At 74.0% G+C, this 15,820-nt stretch carries 9 protein-coding genes; 5 read left to right on the top strand and 4 right to left on the bottom strand.

The window, feature by feature from the left end:
* Window positions 1-19 precede the first annotated feature (19 nt).
* Window positions 20-2,200, top strand: coding sequence for a 3-hydroxyacyl-CoA dehydrogenase NAD-binding domain-containing protein (locus tag Sdia_RS20815; protein ID WP_100453669.1), 2,181 nt, complete (start codon window positions 20-22; stop codon window positions 2,198-2,200).
* A gap of 70 nt (window positions 2,201-2,270) precedes the next feature.
* Here Sdia_RS20815 and Sdia_RS20810 read toward each other — a convergent pair whose 3' ends face one another.
* Entirely contained in the window at window positions 2,271-3,011 is a 741-nt protein-coding gene (locus Sdia_RS20810; RefSeq protein ID WP_100453670.1) for a MerR family transcriptional regulator, read from the bottom strand.
* Between the two features lie 399 nt (window positions 3,012-3,410).
* Between Sdia_RS20810 and Sdia_RS20805 the strand changes: the two genes are divergently transcribed.
* Window positions 3,411-5,186 carry a BCCT family transporter gene (locus Sdia_RS20805; RefSeq protein WP_100453671.1) on the top strand — a complete coding sequence of 592 codons (1,776 nt, stop codon included), beginning with the start codon at window positions 3,411-3,413 and terminating at the stop codon, window positions 5,184-5,186.
* 90 nt (window positions 5,187-5,276) lie between these two features.
* Here Sdia_RS20805 and Sdia_RS20800 read toward each other — a convergent pair whose 3' ends face one another.
* Window positions 5,277-6,224, bottom strand: coding sequence for an FAD-dependent oxidoreductase (locus Sdia_RS20800; protein WP_100453672.1), 948 nt, complete (start codon window positions 6,222-6,224; stop codon window positions 5,277-5,279).
* 94 nt (window positions 6,225-6,318) lie between these two features.
* Here Sdia_RS20800 and Sdia_RS20795 point away from each other — a divergent pair, with 94 nt between their 5' ends.
* From Sdia_RS20795 to Sdia_RS20785, 3 genes are all read left to right on the top strand, one after another.
* Window positions 6,319-7,518 (top strand): AAA family ATPase, encoded by a 1,200-nt coding sequence (locus Sdia_RS20795; RefSeq protein WP_100453673.1) that lies wholly within the window; start codon window positions 6,319-6,321, stop codon window positions 7,516-7,518.
* A gap of 17 nt (window positions 7,519-7,535) precedes the next feature.
* Window positions 7,536-9,197 (top strand): VWA domain-containing protein, encoded by a 1,662-nt coding sequence (locus Sdia_RS20790; protein ID WP_115069268.1) that lies wholly within the window; start codon window positions 7,536-7,538, stop codon window positions 9,195-9,197.
* A 787-nt stretch (window positions 9,198-9,984) separates the two neighbouring features.
* Window positions 9,985-11,622: an ABC-F family ATP-binding cassette domain-containing protein gene (locus Sdia_RS20785; RefSeq protein WP_100454353.1), complete on the top strand. Its 1,638-nt coding sequence runs from the start codon at window positions 9,985-9,987 to the stop codon at window positions 11,620-11,622.
* 29 nt (window positions 11,623-11,651) lie between these two features.
* On the opposite strand, the gene Sdia_RS20780 is transcribed toward Sdia_RS20785, so the two are convergent.
* Window positions 11,652-13,028, bottom strand: a complete 1,377-nt coding sequence (locus Sdia_RS20780; RefSeq protein ID WP_115069269.1) for a sodium/glutamate symporter — start codon at window positions 13,026-13,028, stop codon at window positions 11,652-11,654.
* Between the two features lie 350 nt (window positions 13,029-13,378).
* Window positions 13,379-15,805, bottom strand: coding sequence for a Tex family protein (locus Sdia_RS20775; RefSeq protein ID WP_115069270.1), 2,427 nt, complete (start codon window positions 15,803-15,805; stop codon window positions 13,379-13,381).
* Window positions 15,806-15,820 lie beyond the last annotated feature (15 nt).

The raw sequence follows: 15,820 nt of genomic DNA, 5'->3' as shown, positions 1-15,820 counted from the left end.
CCACACGGAGCAGCCACACATGAGTGAGTCCACCACCGCGTCGACCATCCGCTGGGAGCAGGACGACACCGGCGTCGTCACGCTCGTCCTCGACGACCCGGCCCAGTCCGCCAACACCATGAACGCGGCCTTCATCCGCTCGATCGGCGAGATCGCCGACCGCGCGGAGGCCCAGAAGGACACCATCCGCGGGATCATCGTCACCTCCGCGAAGAAGACCTTCTTCGCCGGCGGCGACCTCAAGGACATGATCCGGGCCACGCCCGAACAGGCCCAGGAGATCTTCGAGCGCGGCCTCGCCATCAAGAAGGCGCTGCGCCGCATCGAGACCCTCGGCAAGCCGGTCGTCGCCGCCATCAACGGCGCGGCCCTCGGCGGCGGCTACGAGATCGCCCTCGCCTGCCACCACCGCATCGCCCTGGACGCCCCCGGTTCCAAGATCGGCCTGCCCGAGGTCACCCTCGGCCTGCTGCCGGCCGGCGGCGGCGTGACCCGCACCGTGCGGCTGCTCGGCGTCACCGACGCGCTGCTCAAGCTGCTCCTGAAGGGCACCCAGTACAGCCCCCGCCGCGCCCTCGACAACGGCCTCGTGCACGCGGTCGCCGAGACGCCCGAGCAGATGCTGGTGGACGCCCGCGCCTTCATCGACGCGAACCCCGAGTCGGCCCAGCCCTGGGACGTCAAGGGCTACCGCATCCCCGGCGGCACCCCGGCGCACCCCAAGTTCGCCGCCAACCTGCCGGCGTTCCCCGCCAACCTCAAGAAGCAGACCTCCGGCGCCCCCTACCCGGCCCCGCGCAACATCCTGGCGGCCGCCGTCGAGGGCTCGCAGGTCGACTTCGAGACGGCCCAGGTCATCGAGGCCCGCTACTTCACCGAGCTGGTCACCGGGCAGATCGCCAAGAACATGATCCAGGCGTTCTTCTTCGACCTCCAGGCCGTCAACTCCGGCGCCAACCGGCCCGCCGGCGTGGAGCGTTCCACCGTCCGCAAGGTCGCCGTCCTCGGTGCCGGGATGATGGGCGCCGGCATCGCCTACTCCTGTGCCCGCGCCGGCATCGAGGTCGTCCTCAAGGACGTCACCCCGCAGGCGGCCGCCAAGGGCAAGGCGTACTCCGAGAAGCTCTGCGACAAGGCCGTCTCGCGGGGCCGTACCACCCGCGAGAAGGCGGACGCGGTGCTCGCCCGGATCACGCCGACCGCCGAGGCCGCCGACCTCGCCGGGTGCGACGCGGTGATCGAGGCCGTCTTCGAGGACACCTCGCTCAAGCACAAGGTGTTCCAGGAGATCCAGGACGTCGTCGCCCCCGACGCACTTATGTGCTCCAACACCTCCACCCTGCCCATCACCGCCCTCGCCGAGGGCGTGAAGCGGCAGGAGGACTTCATCGGGCTGCACTTCTTCTCGCCGGTCGACAAGATGCCGCTGGTGGAGATCATCAAGGGCGGGCGGACCGGCGACGTGGCGCTGGCCCGCGCCTTCGACCTGGTCCGGCAGATCAAGAAGACCCCGATCGTGGTCAACGACTCCCGGGGCTTCTTCACCTCCCGGGTCATCGGCCACTTCATCAACGAGGGCGTCGCCATGGTCGGCGAGGGCCTCGACCCGGTCTCCGTGGAGCAGGCCGCCGCCCAGGCCGGCTACCCGGCCAAGGTCCTCTCCCTGGTCGACGAGCTGACCCTCACCCTGCCGCGCAAGATCCGCAACGAGACGAAGAAGGCGATCGAGGAGGCCGGCGGCACCTGGCCCGGCCACCCCGCCGACGCCGTGGTGGACCGGATGGTCGACGAGTTCGGCCGCACCGGCCGCAGCGGCGGCGCCGGATTCTACGACTACGCCGAGGACGGCTCCCGCGCCGGGCTCTGGCCGGGCCTGCGCGAGCACTTCACCCGCCCGGGCACCACCATCCCGTTCCGGGACATGCAGGAGCGGATGCTCTTCGCGGAGGCCCTGGACACCGTCCGCCTCGTCGAGGAAGGCGTGCTCACGTCGGTCGCCGACGCCAACATCGGCTCCATCATGGGCATCGGCTTCCCCGCCTGGACCGGCGGCATCCTCCAGTACATCAACGGCTACGAGGGCGGCCTGCCCGGCTTCGTGGCCCGCGCCGAGGAGCTGGCCGCCACCTACGGCGAGCGGTTCGCGCCCCCGGCGCTGCTGGTGGCCAAGGCAGAGAAGGGCGAGCGTTTCACCGACTGACCCGCTCCCCTCGCACCGGTGCCCCCGTACGCATGCCGCGGCGTACGGGGGCACTCGCGTCGGTCCCGCCCTACACCTGCCGGTCCCGGCCCGCCGGGAGCCAGCTCCGCAGCTCGTCGCGGAGGGAGCGCTGGAAAGTCGTCACCAGCGCCTGCACCACCAGCGGCTGCATGTGGGCCGAGAGCGACTTGATCCGCTCCACCTCGCCCGGGTCGCCGGAGGACTCGGCCGCCCCCCACACCTCGTCCTTGAACAGCCGTGACAGCTCCGCCGCGGCCGAGCGGGCGTGCTCCATGAGGATGGCCCGGGCCGCCAGGGTCGCCTCGTGCGCGATGGGCACGTCCAGCAGTTGCAGCCCGAGCCGCAGCATCCCCGGGTCGACCAGGAAGGTCTCCGGGGCCCCGGTGCCCGCCAGCGACCCCATCGCGGTCAGCCGCGCCACGTCCTGCCCGGACAGCGGCCGCCCGGCCCGGCGCTCCAGCTCCGCCCGCGAAACCTCCTCGGCGCTGTCCGGCACCCAGGCGGCGACCAGCGCCCGGTGCAGCGCCAGGTCCTGGTCGCTCAGGTCGGCGGGGAGCCGCTCCAGGTACCGCTCGATCGCGGCCAGGGTCAGGCCCTGGTGCTGGAGGTCCTCGATGAGCGCCAGCCGCGACAGGTGCGCCGGGCCGTAGCGGCCCACCCGGCGAGGGCCGATCACCGGGGGCGGCAGCAGGCCGCGGGTGGAGTAGAAGCGGATGGTGCGGACGGTGACGCCCGTCCGGGCGGCCAGCTCGTCGATCGTGAGCGTGGGCTCGCCGGTCTCCGTCGTCATGTCAGCGCCTCCTCTGGAGTGCAACAGTATTGCTGTCTCACCAGTGTGGTGAAAGTGGCCACGGCGCACGAGGAGGCGGAGTGGCGCGTACCGCGGCGGCCAAGGCCGGACATGTCCGGCCTTGGCCGCCGCGTGGCCGGAGGGGAGCGTCCGCACCCGCACAGAATCCCCGCTTTTCACAGGTGCAAGGAGCGCCGGTCTGGGCAGGGGCGAAGTGCTGCGGCCCCTGGGCCCGCGCCCGCCCAGGTCCCCCGGCCGGCAGGCCGTACGTACCGCCTGACGGCGGGAACCGTTCGACACCCGCCGTCGCCGACCCGTCCGGGCGCGGCTCTGTGGTAGGCGTCAGCGCGTACATGTCCCTTTGTCCCCCATCCACGTCCACCCCGAAAGGTGCCGCCTGTGACGCGCGACAAGCACACACCAGAGGCCGGCGACGGCCCCAAGCTCGCGCCTGACACCCCGCCCGGCGGCCCCGCCGAACGTAGCGGGCCGACCACCGACCGCATCGTGTTCGGTGTCACCGCGGCCCTCACCCTGGCTTTCGTCCTGTGGGGCGCGCTGGCCACCGACGCGCTGGAGTCCGCCTCCAGCACGATGCTGAACTGGCTCATCCACAACGGCGGCTGGGCCTTCATGCTGGCCGCCACCGGCTTCGTCGTCTTCGCCCTCTGGCTGGCGATGAGCCGTTACGGCAAGATCACCCTGGGCGCCGAGGGGGAGGAGCCGGAGTTCCGGACCGTCTCCTGGATCGCCATGATGTTCAGCGCCGGCATGGGCATCGGCCTGATGTTCTTCGGCGTCAGCGAACCGCTCGCCCACTTCGCCGATCCGCCGCCCGGCACCGACCCGGCCGACGCCGGCGAGGCCATGCAGACAGCGATGGCGACCACCCTCTTCCACTGGACGCTCCACCCGTGGGCGATCTACGCCGTGGTCGGCCTCGCCATCGCCTACAGCACGTTCCGGCGGCGCCGTCGCCAGACCATCAGCGCGGTCTTCGAGCCGCTCATCGGTGAGAAGCGGGCCCGCGGCGTCTGGGGCCGCGTCATCGACATCATCGCCATCTTCGCGACCCTCTTCGGCTCGGCCGCCTCGCTCGGCCTCGGCGCCCTCCAGATCGGCAGCGGCATCGAGGAGCTGGACTGGCTCTCGGTGGCCGGGACGGGCCTGCTCGTCGTCATCATCGCCGTGCTGACCCTGGGCTTCGTCGCCTCCGCCGTCTCCGGCGTCGAACGCGGCATCCAGTGGCTCTCCAACATCAACATGGTGCTGGCCCTGCTGCTCGCCCTCTTCGTCTTCGTCGCCGGGCCGACCGTCATCATGCTGGACATGCTGCCGACCTCCATCGGCGCCTACCTCCAGGACCTTCCGCAGCTCATCGGCCGCACCGAGGCCGCCGCCGGCGAGGGGGTCGGCGACTGGCTCGGCTCGTGGACGGTCTTCTACTGGGCCTGGTGGATCTCCTGGACGCCGTTCGTGGGCATGTTCATCGCCCGGATCAGCCGGGGCCGCACCATCCGCCAGTTCGTCGGCGGCGTCATCCTGGTGCCGAGCACCGTCAGCCTCATCTGGTTCGCGATCTTCGGCACCAGCGCGATGAGCCTGTCGGAGGAGGGCCGGCTCGCCGCCGACGCCTCCCAGGAGGCCCAGCTCTTCGGCGTCCTCGCCGAGTACCCGGTCGCCACCGTCACCAGCGTCCTGGTGATGCTCCTGGTCGGCATCTTCTTCGTCTCCGGCGCCGACGCCGCCTCCATCGTGATGGGCACCCTCTCGCAGAAGGGCCGCCTGGAGCCGGGCCGGTTCGTCGTCATCTTCTGGGGCGTCGTCACCGGAGCGGTCGCCGCCATCATGCTGCTGATCGGCGACGGTGAGGGCGACGCTCTGACCGGACTGCAGAACCTCACCATCCTGGTCGCCGCGCCGTTCGTCCTGGTGATGATCGGCATGTGCGTCGCCCTCATGCGCGACCTGCGCCGCGACCCGCTCATCGTGCGGGGCGTGATGGGCAACGAGGCGGTCGAGATGGCCGTCGTCGCCGGTCACGAGAAGTACGACGGCGACTTCGAGATCCGCATCGGCCCCGGTCAGGGGCCCGAGAGCGCCGGTGACCCCATCGGCATCACCGGTCCCGAGGACGACGGGGACGGCGGGGAGCGCATCCACGTCAAGTCCTGACCCCGCGTCGCGAGACGCCGGTGCCCGCTGCGCCTCCCCGGCGCGGCGGGCACCGGCGTTCCGGCGTCCGGAGACGCGCGGCCGCCCCGTCTACGCGGCCAGCAGTTCCGCCACCTCCCGGGCGCACCCCCAGGCCACGGTCACCCCGGCCCCGCCGTGCCCGTAGTTGTGCACCAGCACGGTGCCGCCGGGCAGCTCCTCCCGCTCCAGCCGGACCCCGCCGGCCCGCTCCGGGCGCAGCCCCACGCGGTGCCCGAGCACCCGCGCCCCCGCGATCTCCGGGCGCAGCTCGGCGCAGCGGGCGACGATGGCCCGCGCGGTCCTCGGATCGGGCTCGAGCGAGCCGGCCCCGGCCTCGGCGGTCCCGCCCAGCAGCAGGCGGCCCGGCTGCGGGATGAAGTACGTCGACTCGGCGCCCGCGTCGGTGCGGGTGAACCAGGTGTCCACCCCCGGGTTCTCCACCACCACCAACTGGCCGCGCACCGGCCGCATCCCCGCGTCGGGGACGAGCCGGCCCGCGCCCAGCCCCGTGCAGTTGACCACCACCCCGGCCTCCGCGGCCGCCTCCGCGAGCGAGGCGGCGGCCCGCCGCTCGACCCGTCCGCCGGCCGCCTCCAGCCGCCGCCTGAGCCAGACCAGATGCGTCGGCATGTCGAGCACCGGCAGCCGGGCCCACAGGCCGTCGCCCGGCGCGTACTCCGCCTCGGTAGCCGCCCGCAGCCCGTCCACCTCGGCGGCCCACGTGCCGAGTCCGTCGAGGCGGGTGGCCGCGTGCACCCCGGACACCAGCCGCGCGCCGGTCTCCTCGGGGCGGTCCAGCAGCCCGGTGTAGACCTCCAGCGAGCGCAGCGCCCACGCGCCGACCCGCTCCTGCGGCTGGATGCGGTACGGCCACCACAGGCCGCCCGCCACGGCCGAGGTCGTCGCCCGCGGTTCCTCCGGACTCCACAGCCGCACCCGGCGGCCCGCTTCCGCGAGCACCACCGCCGAGGTCAGACCGATGACTCCGCCACCCACCACGATCGTTTCGCCGTCCATGGCCGGACGGTAACGGAACGGCCGCCGCCGTGGGGAGGCGGGGCCGGTCCCCGTCTGTGTGACCATGGCGGCCGACAGAGGGGGAGGAGCCGCGATGGCGGAACTTCAGGAGCCGGGCACGGCTGAGCGGCTGCGGGCGGTCTGCGGCGAGTTGTCGGAGCGCTTCCACGAACGGGCCGACGTGGTGCGGACCCTGTGGGCCGCACTGCTGGCCGGGCAGCACTCACTGCTGCTCGGGCCGCCCGGTACCGCCAAGTCGGAGCTGGCCCGGGAGGTCACCGGCCGGGTGGAGGGCGCCGCGTACTGGGAGATCCTGCTCTCGAAGTTCACCGCGCCGACCCGGATGTTCGGGCCGGTCGACGTCGGGGCGCTGGCCCGGGGCGAGTACCGGCAGGTCTACGAGGGCCGGGCCACGACCGCGCACATCGCCTTCATCGACGAGATCTTCAAGTGCTCCACCGCGGCGCTCAACGAGACCCTCGGCTTCCTCAACGAGCGGATCTACCACCCCGAGAACGGCGGCGAGCCCATCCGCTGCCCGCTCATCGGCGCCATCACCGCCAGCAACGAGCTGCCCTCCGGCGAGGAGAGCGCCGCCGTCTACGACCGGCTGCTGGTGCGGATCGAGGTCGGCTACCTCGCCGACCCCTCCAACTTCGCGTCCCTGATCCGCTCCGCCGTCAGCCGGCCCGACCCGCCGCGGCGCACCACCGTCACCCTGGACGCGCTGCGCCGGGCCGTGACCGAGGAGGTGCCGGCGATACCGGTCCCGGACGCGGTGGTGGACGCGCTCTGCACCCTGCGGGCCGCCCTGCGCCGCAAGGAACTGATCGCCTCCGACCGTCGCTGGCGGCAGTCCGTACGGCTGCTCCAGGCCACCGCCTACCTCGACGGCCGCCCGGCCGTGGCCGAGACCGACCTCCCCGTCCTCACCCACGTCCTGTGGGACTCGCCCGCGCAGCGCCCGACGGTCGAACGCGAAGTGCTGCAACTGGTCAACCCCGACGCCAGGGAGGCACTCGACCTGGCCGACACCATCGAGGAACTGGAGACCCAGCTCGACTCCATGGCCGGCCAGTCCCGCGAGGCACTCAGCGAGTGGGTGATCAAGAACGCCCACCAGAAGCTGGCCCTGGCCGGAAAGCGGCTGGAGAGACTGCGCGAGGAGGCCGCGGCCGCCGGCCGCTCCACCGCCGCCATCGAACGCGTCACCGGACGCCAGCAGGCGGTTCGGGCCCGCGTCCTCACCGAGGCTTTGGGCGTGGACGCCAGCACGGTGCGGGCACAGCTCTGAGGCCGGGGGACCTGGAGATGGCAGACGCCACGAGGACGCCGGACACGGCGGGCGGGGCGGACCGGGCCGTCCCGCCGGGCACCGCCTCCGCGCCGGCGACCCCGGCCACGGGCCGCCCCGACCGCCCGGACCCCCTCGCCGGACACACCGGCGCCGTCGCCGCGCACCCGTACGACCGGATGGCCTGGCGGGACACGTACGCGCAGTCGGCCGCGCTGCGGGAACTCGACGCCGAGCTGGGGGCCCGCCACGCCCACGCCGCCGACCTGCTGGCCGACGCCTTCCTCGCGGCCTACCTGGCCGCGCCCCGGGTGCGCGAGCCGGCCGAGATGGCGCCCTCCCGACTCCTCAACCGACAGGTCGTCGCGGAGCTGGCCGCGTCACCGGAGTCGGCGGCGCTGCGCCGGGAGACCGTCGGCGATCCGTACGCCGCCGCCCTGGCCGTACTGGCCCAGGCCGCCGCCCTGCGGCTGCTGCTGGAGAGGACCGCCCGGGCCCAGCGGGCGGCCGAGCGGGCGGAGGCGGCCCGCGGGGACGCCGGCCACTCGGCGCCGACGGTGGCCGGGACGGCCCAGCGGGGCGGTGCCACCGCCGGGCCCCCGCAAGCGGCGGGCGCGGCGGGAGGCGCGCCGGCCGTCGGCGCGGCAGGTTCCGCCCCCGCCGGCGGCGAGGCCGCCCGCCGGGCCGCGGCCGCCGCCGCGCAGGCGCTGGAGGCGGCGGCCCCCGGCATTCGCGCCGCCGCCCGCACCGCCACCGCGCAGGCGGCCCGGGTCACCCGCGAGGAGGCGGCGCTGACGCGTGCCTGGGGAGTGGGCCACGGCGAGCTGGAACGCATGCCGTACGAGCAGCGGGCCGGACTCGCGGAGCGGCTGCGCACCAGCCGTCTGGCGCGCTGGGCCGAACTGATCGGCCGTTTCCGGCAGATGGCGGACGGCGAGCGGGCCCGCAAGGTCGAGCACGCCAACGGTGAACTCATCGGCGTGACCCTCGGCGACGACCTCTCCCGCGTCCTCCCCTCCGAACTGGCCCACCTCGGCCTGCCGGAACTGCGCGCCGTCTTCGCCGCCCGGTACGCGGCCGGGGAGCTGATGCTCTACGACAGTCGCGGCGAGCAGACGACGGGCCGGGGCGCGGTGGTCGCCTGCGTGGACACCTCGCACTCCATGTACGAGGAGGGCCCCGGCGGGATCACCCGCGAGGCGTGGTCCAAGGCGTGCGCCCTCGCCCTGCTCGACCAGGCCCGGCACGCCCGCCGGGACTTCGTCGGCATCCTGTTCTCCGCCGCCGACAAGCTCCGGGTCTTCCGCTTCCCCGCGGACCGGCCCGCCCCGGCCGAGCGGGTCCTGGAGTTCGCCGAGACCTTCCTCGGCGGCGGCACCAGTTACCAGGCTCCCCTGTCGGCCGCCACCGACCTGCTGGCGGAGGAGTTCGACGCGGCGGCACGCGGCCGCGGCGACATCGTGCTGATCACCGACGACGAGTGCGGGGTGAGCGAGGAGTGGACCCGCCACTGGCGTGAGGCCAGACACCGCCTCGGCTTCCGCCTCTTCGGCCTGGCCGTCGGCGCCCCGCCCGCCACCGCCCCGGGCTCGGTCCTGGAGGCCCTGTGCGACAACCTCCGCTCGATCGAGGACCTGACGGACGTACGCGCGGCGGCGGATCTCTTCCGGCTCATCTGAACCCCCGCCCGCCGCCGAGCCGAATCCGGCGGGATGCGGCGCATGACCGTCGCCCCGGACCCCTGGCACCACTACGGCCGCGTCCGCGCCGCCCGCGACCGGGCCGTTCCCGCGTACTTCCGCCGGGACCGGGGGCAGGAGAGCGGCCCGGGCGCGGAGGGCCTCGTGAGCCGGACGGAGGCGTGGTCGCAGAACTCGGTGCCGGGGCCGCCCGGCACGCGGCGCACCTGGTCGCGCACCACCGCCCGCCGGGGTCGCGGCGGTCGACGCCTCGCCGGCGCGGCACGCCCCGGCCCGCGACCTGTACGGCCGTCTCGCCCCGCGCCCGCGTGGCAGGGCGGGCGGCTACGACGTGCTGTACAACGTCATCGGCGCCGTCGGCTTCACCGCGCCCCGGACCCTGCCCCCGGCGGCGTGCGCGGCGCCCCGGCCCGGTGGGCGGCTGGTGTCCGCCACCCTCGCGCACCACCCGGGAGGCGCGCCCGCCCGGCCCCGGGCGTCGGCATCCTCGCGCGGACGCCCGGGGCGGTGTGGGTCTCGATGCGCGGCTGGGTGCTGAGGGAGGGGGCCTGGCAGGGGCCCTGGCGCAGGCGGGGTTCACCGGCGTCGGTACGGAGGTCCCGCGGGCCACCGGCGCACGGGCCGCGCGCGGCGGGCACCCTGCTCGTGGCGGCGCACCGCCCGACGGACTGACCGTGCCTGCTGCGGGGGAGAACCCGCCGGGGAGGAGAACCCGCTCGCCACCGCGCCGCGGGACCTCCCTGCTCACAGGGCTATGCTCCCGACCGTGACTGCCACACTCGTCGCCAAGGACCTCAGCGCCCAGCACGGTGACCGCACCCTGTTCGAGGGGCTCGACCTCGTCGTCGCCCCGGGCGACGTCATCGGGCTGGTCGGTGCCAACGGCGCCGGCAAGTCCAGCCTGCTGCGTCTGCTCGCCGGGCTCGACGCCCCGGGCCGGGGCACGGTCGGCCGGACCCCGCCCGCCGCGACCGTCGGCCACCTGCCGCAGGAACCGGACCGGCGCCCGGGCGAGTCCGTACGGGACTTCCTGGCCCGCCGCACCGGGGTGACGCGGGCCCAGCGGGAGCTGGACGCCGCCACCGAGGCGCTGGTCGCGGGGGCCGACGGCGCCGACGACGCGTACGCGGCGGGACTGGAGCGGTGGCTCGCGCTGGGCGGCGCCGACCTGGACGAGCGCGCCGAGGAGACGGCCGCCACGCTCGGCCTCACCACCGGCCTCGACCACCCCATGACCGCGCTCTCCGGCGGACAGGCCGCCCGCGCCTCGCTCGCCTCCCTGCTCCTGTCCCGGTACGACGTCTTCCTGCTGGACGAGCCCACCAACGACCTCGACCTCGACGGCCTGGACCGGCTGGAGGCGTTCGTCACCGGGCTGCGCGCCGGCACCGTCGTCGTCAGCCACGACCGGGAGTTCCTCACCCGCACCACCACCAAGATCCTCGAACTCGACCTGGCCCAGCAGCGCGTCCACCTCTTCGGCGGCGGCTACGCGGCGTACCTGGAGGAACGGTCCACCGCCCGGCGGCACGCCCGCGAGGAGTACGAGGAGTACGCGGGGAAGAAGGCGGCCCTGGAGGAGCGCGGGCGCACCCAGCGGGCCTGGATGGACAAGGGCACCAGGAACGCCCGCCGCAAGGCCGGGGACAACGACAAGCTCGGCCGCAACCTCCGCGGCGAGACGAGCGAGAAGCAGGCCGCGAAGGCCCGTCAGACGCAGCGCATGATCGAGCGGCTGGACGAGGTCGAGGAGCCGCGCAAGGAGTGGGAGCTGCGGATGGAGATCGCCGCCGCGCCGCGCTCGGGCGCGGTCGTCGCCACCCTGCGCGACGCGGTGCTGCGCCGGGGCGAATTCCAGCTCGGCCCCGTCACGCTCCGCGTCGACTGGGCCGACCGGATCGCCATCACCGGCGCCAACGGCTCGGGCAAGTCGACCCTGCTCGCCGCCCTGCTGGGCCGCGTCCCGGTCGACGAAGGGGCGGCCGCCCTCGGCTCGGGCGTGCTGACCGGCGAGGTCGACCAGGCGCGGCTGCTCTTCGACGGGCCCGAACCGCTGCTGGAGGCGTTCCGGGCGGCGGCCGGCGACATGGACCCGGCCGAGGCGCGGACCCTGCTGGCCAAGTTCGGTCTCAAGGCGCACCACGTGCTGCGCCCGGCGGCGACCCTCTCGCCGGGGGAGCGGACCCGGGCGGCGCTCGCCCTGCTCCAGGGCAGGGGCGTCAATCTGCTGGTCCTGGACGAGCCCACCAACCACCTCGACCTGCCCGCCATCGAACAACTGGAGTCCGCGCTGGAGGCGTTCACCGGCACGCTGCTGCTGGTCACCCACGACCGCCGGATGCTGGAGGCGGTGCGGGTGACCCGCCGCCTGCGCGTGGCGGACGGGCGGGTCACCGAGGTCTGAGCCGAGCCGCGGCCGGGGAGGCCGCGAGGTCAGACGCCCGCCTTCTCGCGTGGCGTCGCGGCCGCCTTCGCGTCCGCGCGCCGCCCGGGCGCCCAGCCGAGCAGCCAGGGCAGGAGCAGCGCGAGCAGTCCGACGGCCGTCCACACCCCGCCGACCACCCAGACGGCCCCCGCGGTCACCAGGACGGGCACGAAGGTGACGGTGAGCGTCTCGACCGGCGCGACCGGGATGTACGCCACCCCGAACTCCTCCAGCGTGCCGCTCTTGAGCTTCGGGTCCACCATGCGCAGCAGCGCGATGGCGGTGGCGGCGGCGCCGGTCGACCAGCCCCAGGTGACGACGGCCTTCTCGAACCAGTTGCCCTCGAAGAGCCGCGGTGCCACCCACAGGAAGAGGAAGAGGCACAGGGCGAGGCCGAGGGCGAACATGCCGAGCAGCGGCAGCCACCAGTCGGCGACGAAGCTCGGCACGATCGAGGCGATGCCGCAGGTGATGAGGACGTCGGTGGCGGTGCCGGAGACCGATTTCAGCGACTCGCCGTCCACATAGCCCCAGGCGGGCGTGCGGACCAGCACGGCGCGGAGGGCGAGGCCGACGATGAAGGCGAGGGCGAAGACCGGCACCATCAGCGAGGGGAACAGCCCGGTGAACCACTCGGAGATGCCGTAGGCGACGGCGGAGATGATCAGGACCACGCAGATCTGGAGGCCGAGCGGTTCCACCGAGGAGGGGGAGGTGGTGGCGAACCCGGTCGCGGTCCGCTCGTCGGAGCTGCTCACCAGGCCGGTCCGCAGCTCCTCGGGAAGCGTCTCGAAGCGGCCCATGCCCCGGGTGTGGCCTTTGCGGGCACCCCAGTTGTTGAGGACGATCCCGCCGACGACGCCCGCCAGCATCCCGGCCGTGGCCGCGGTGAAGCCGAGCGAGGAGGCGCCCTCCCAGCCCGAGGCCTCGAAGGCGGAACCGAGGGCCGCGGCGGTGCCGAAGCCGCCCGCCCACCCCGCGAAGAGCAGGGTGCCGAAGCCGTTCGGCACGTCCCAGAAGAGACCGAGCACCACCAGGGCGAAGATCATGCCGAGACCGACCTGGAGGGCGTACGCGGCGACGCTGTACGAACCGTAGGCGCCGGCGGAGCGGCCCATGCCCTTGAAGGAGAGTCCGTCGGTCAGCGCCAGGCAGGCGAAGACGACCACGATCAGTACCGACGCGTAGGTGCCGAGCTGGTCGGAGAAGGGCAGCAGCCCGAGCCCCTCGGGACCGAGTGCCAGGCCGAGGAAGCCGGCGATGACGCTGGCGGGAAGCATCAGGCGCTGCACCAGCCGGACACGGGCCCGCAGCACGGTACCGGTGACCAGGAGGGCGGCGAGCAGACCGGCGTCGCTCAGCAGCGACCAGGGCGTGAAAGTCATACAGGCTCCGGAAGGCCCGGGTCCCTCGTGGGGACCGTGTCGAGTGGGGGGAATCCGGGCGGGCGGGTCGCGCCGGCCGGGATCATCGAAAAACGTTCCGGAATTGTGTATCAGCTCCGCCACAGAAGCGGAAAATTTGCTTCCGCTTCAACTGCCGCTCAACCGACGGCACCTCACCCGGCAAAACCGGGCATAACGGGACCGAAGGGTGCGGTGCCGCGACTCCGGCCCGTTCATGCTGTGAGAGTCCTCGCGTCCGTTCGTGTGCGGGCCGCGGTGAAGTGGGCGGGAACGGGCGCGCCCGTCCCGGTCCGTGGGGACCGGGACGGGCGCGCTGGCGGGAGCGGGTGTCAGCGCCGCTTCGGGTCGACCAGCCCGGCCCGCCGCAGCGCGTCGGCCATCGCGTCGTTGGCCGGCGGCGGAGCCGACTGGCCCCGGCCGCCGCCCCGCCCCTGCCGCTGCTGCGGGGCGCGTGCGCCGCCGCGCCGCTCGCCCTGGCGGCCCCCGCCGCCCTGGCCCTGCGCCGGACGGCCCGGGCCGGAGCGGCCCTCGCCGCCGCCGCGCCGCTCACGGCCGCCGCCGGCCGCGCCCGGCTCGTCGTCCAGCCGCAGGGTGAGCGAGACGCGCTTGCGCGCCGCGTCCACCTCCATGACCTTGACCTTCACGATGTCGCCCGGCTTGACCACCTCGCGCGGGTCCTTCACGAAGTTCCGCGACATCGCCGACACGTGCACCAGGCCGTCCTGGTGGACGCCGACGTCCACGAAGGCACCGAACGCGGCCACGTTGGTGACCACGCCCTCCAGCACCATGCCCGCCTCCAGGTCGGAGAGCTTCTCCACACCGTCGCGGAAGGTGGCCGTGCGGAAGGCGGGTCGTGGGTCGCGCCCCGGCTTCTCCAGCTCCCGCAGGATGTCCGTCACCGTCGGCAGCCCGAACTTCTCGTCGACGAACTCCTCGGCGCGCAGCGAGCGCAGCGTCGCCGCCGACCCGATCAGCACGTCGACACCGCCCGCCGCCTTCGCCATCCGCCGCACCACCGGGTACGCCTCCGGGTGCACCGCCGAGGCGTCCAGCGGGTCGTCCCCGCCCCGGATGCGCAGGAAGCCCGCACACTGCTCGTACGCCTTCGGGCCCAGCCGGGAGACGTCCTTGAGCGCCTTGCGGGAGACGAACGGGCCGTTGCTGTCCCGGTGCGCCACGATGTTCTCGGCGAGCCCCGAGCCGATGCCCGAGACGCGGGCCAGCAGCGGCGCGGAGGCCGTGTTGACGTCCACGCCGACGCCGTTGACGCAGTCCTCCACGACCGCGTCCAGCGACCGGGAGAGTTTCACCTCGGAGAGGTCGTGCTGGTACTGGCCGACACCGATCGACTTCGGGTCGATCTTCACCAGCTCCGCCAGCGGGTCCTGGAGCCGCCGGGCGATCGAGACGGCGCCGCGCAGCGACACGTCCAGCTCCGGCAGCTCCTGGGAGGCGAACTCCGAGGCCGAGTAGACCGAGGCGCCCGCCTCGGAGACCATCACCTTGGTCAGCTTCAGCTCCGGGTGGGCCGCGATCAGCTCGCCGGCCAGCTTGTCCGTCTCGCGCGAGGCGGTGCCGTTGCCGATGGCCACCAGTTCGACGCCGTGCGCCTTGGCGAGCGCGGCCAGCTTCTCCAGCGCCCCGTCCCACTGGTTGCGCGGCACGTGCGGGTAGACGGTGTCGGTCGCCACCACCTTGCCGGTGGCGTCCACCACGGCCACCTTCACCCCGGTCCGGAACCCCGGGTCGAGCCCCAGCGTCGCCCGGGTCCCGGCCGGCGCGGCCAGCAGCAGGTCCCGCAGGTTGGCGGCGAAGACCCGCACCGCCTCGTCCTCGGCGGCGGTCCGCAGCCTGCTGCGCACGTCGATGCCGAGATGCACCATGATCCGCGTCCGCCAGGCCCAGCGGGCCGTGTCCAGCAGCCACTTGTCGCCGGGACGCCCCCGGTCGGCGATGCCGAACCGGGACGCCACCTCCACCTCGTACGAGGACGGCGCCGACGGGTCGGCCTGCGGCTCCTCCGGCTCCAGCGCCAGGTCCAGCACGCCCTCCTTCTCGCCGCGCAGCATCGCCAGCACGCGGTGCGAGGGGAGTTCGGTGAACGGCTCGGCGAAGTCGAAGTAGTCGGAGAACTTCGCCCCCGCCTCCTCCTGGCCCTCCCGGACCTTGGCCGCCAGCCGTCCGCGCCCCCACATCCGCTCGCGGAGCGTGCCGATCAGGTCGGCGTCCTCGGAGAACCGCTCGGCGAGGATAGCCCGGGCGCCGTCCAGCGCGGCCTGCGCGTCGGCCACGCCCTTCTCCGGGCCGGCGAACGCGGCCGCCGCAGACAGGGGCTCCGCCGAGGGGTCGCCCAACAGCGCGTCCGCCAGCGGTTCCAGCCCCGCCTCCCTGGCGATCTGCGCCTTGGTGCGCCGCTTCGGCTTGAACGGGAGGTAGATGTCCTCCAGCCGTGCCTTCGTCCCGGCCGCCTCGATCGCCGCCCGCAGCTCGTCGGTCAGCTTGCCCTGCTCGGCGACGGATTCCAGGACGGCGGCGCGCCGCTCCTCCAGTTCCCGCAGGTACCGCAGCCGCTCTTCGAGGGTGCGGAGCTGGGCGTCGTCCAGCATCTCGGTCGCTTCCTTGCGGTAGCGCGCGATGAACGGCACCGTGGCGCCGCCGTCCAGCAGCTCGACGGCTGCCCTCACCTGTCGTTCCCGCACGCCGAGCTGCTCGGCGATCCTGCTCTCGATGGACCCGGTGCTGGGTGTGGTCACGATCTCCGTACCGCC

The sequence above is a fragment of the Streptomyces diastaticus subsp. diastaticus genome (genome assembly GCF_011170125.1).
GTDB classification, from domain to species: domain Bacteria; phylum Actinomycetota; class Actinomycetes; order Streptomycetales; family Streptomycetaceae; genus Streptomyces; species Streptomyces diastaticus.
This window is presented reverse-complemented; position numbering and strand designations above follow the sequence as displayed.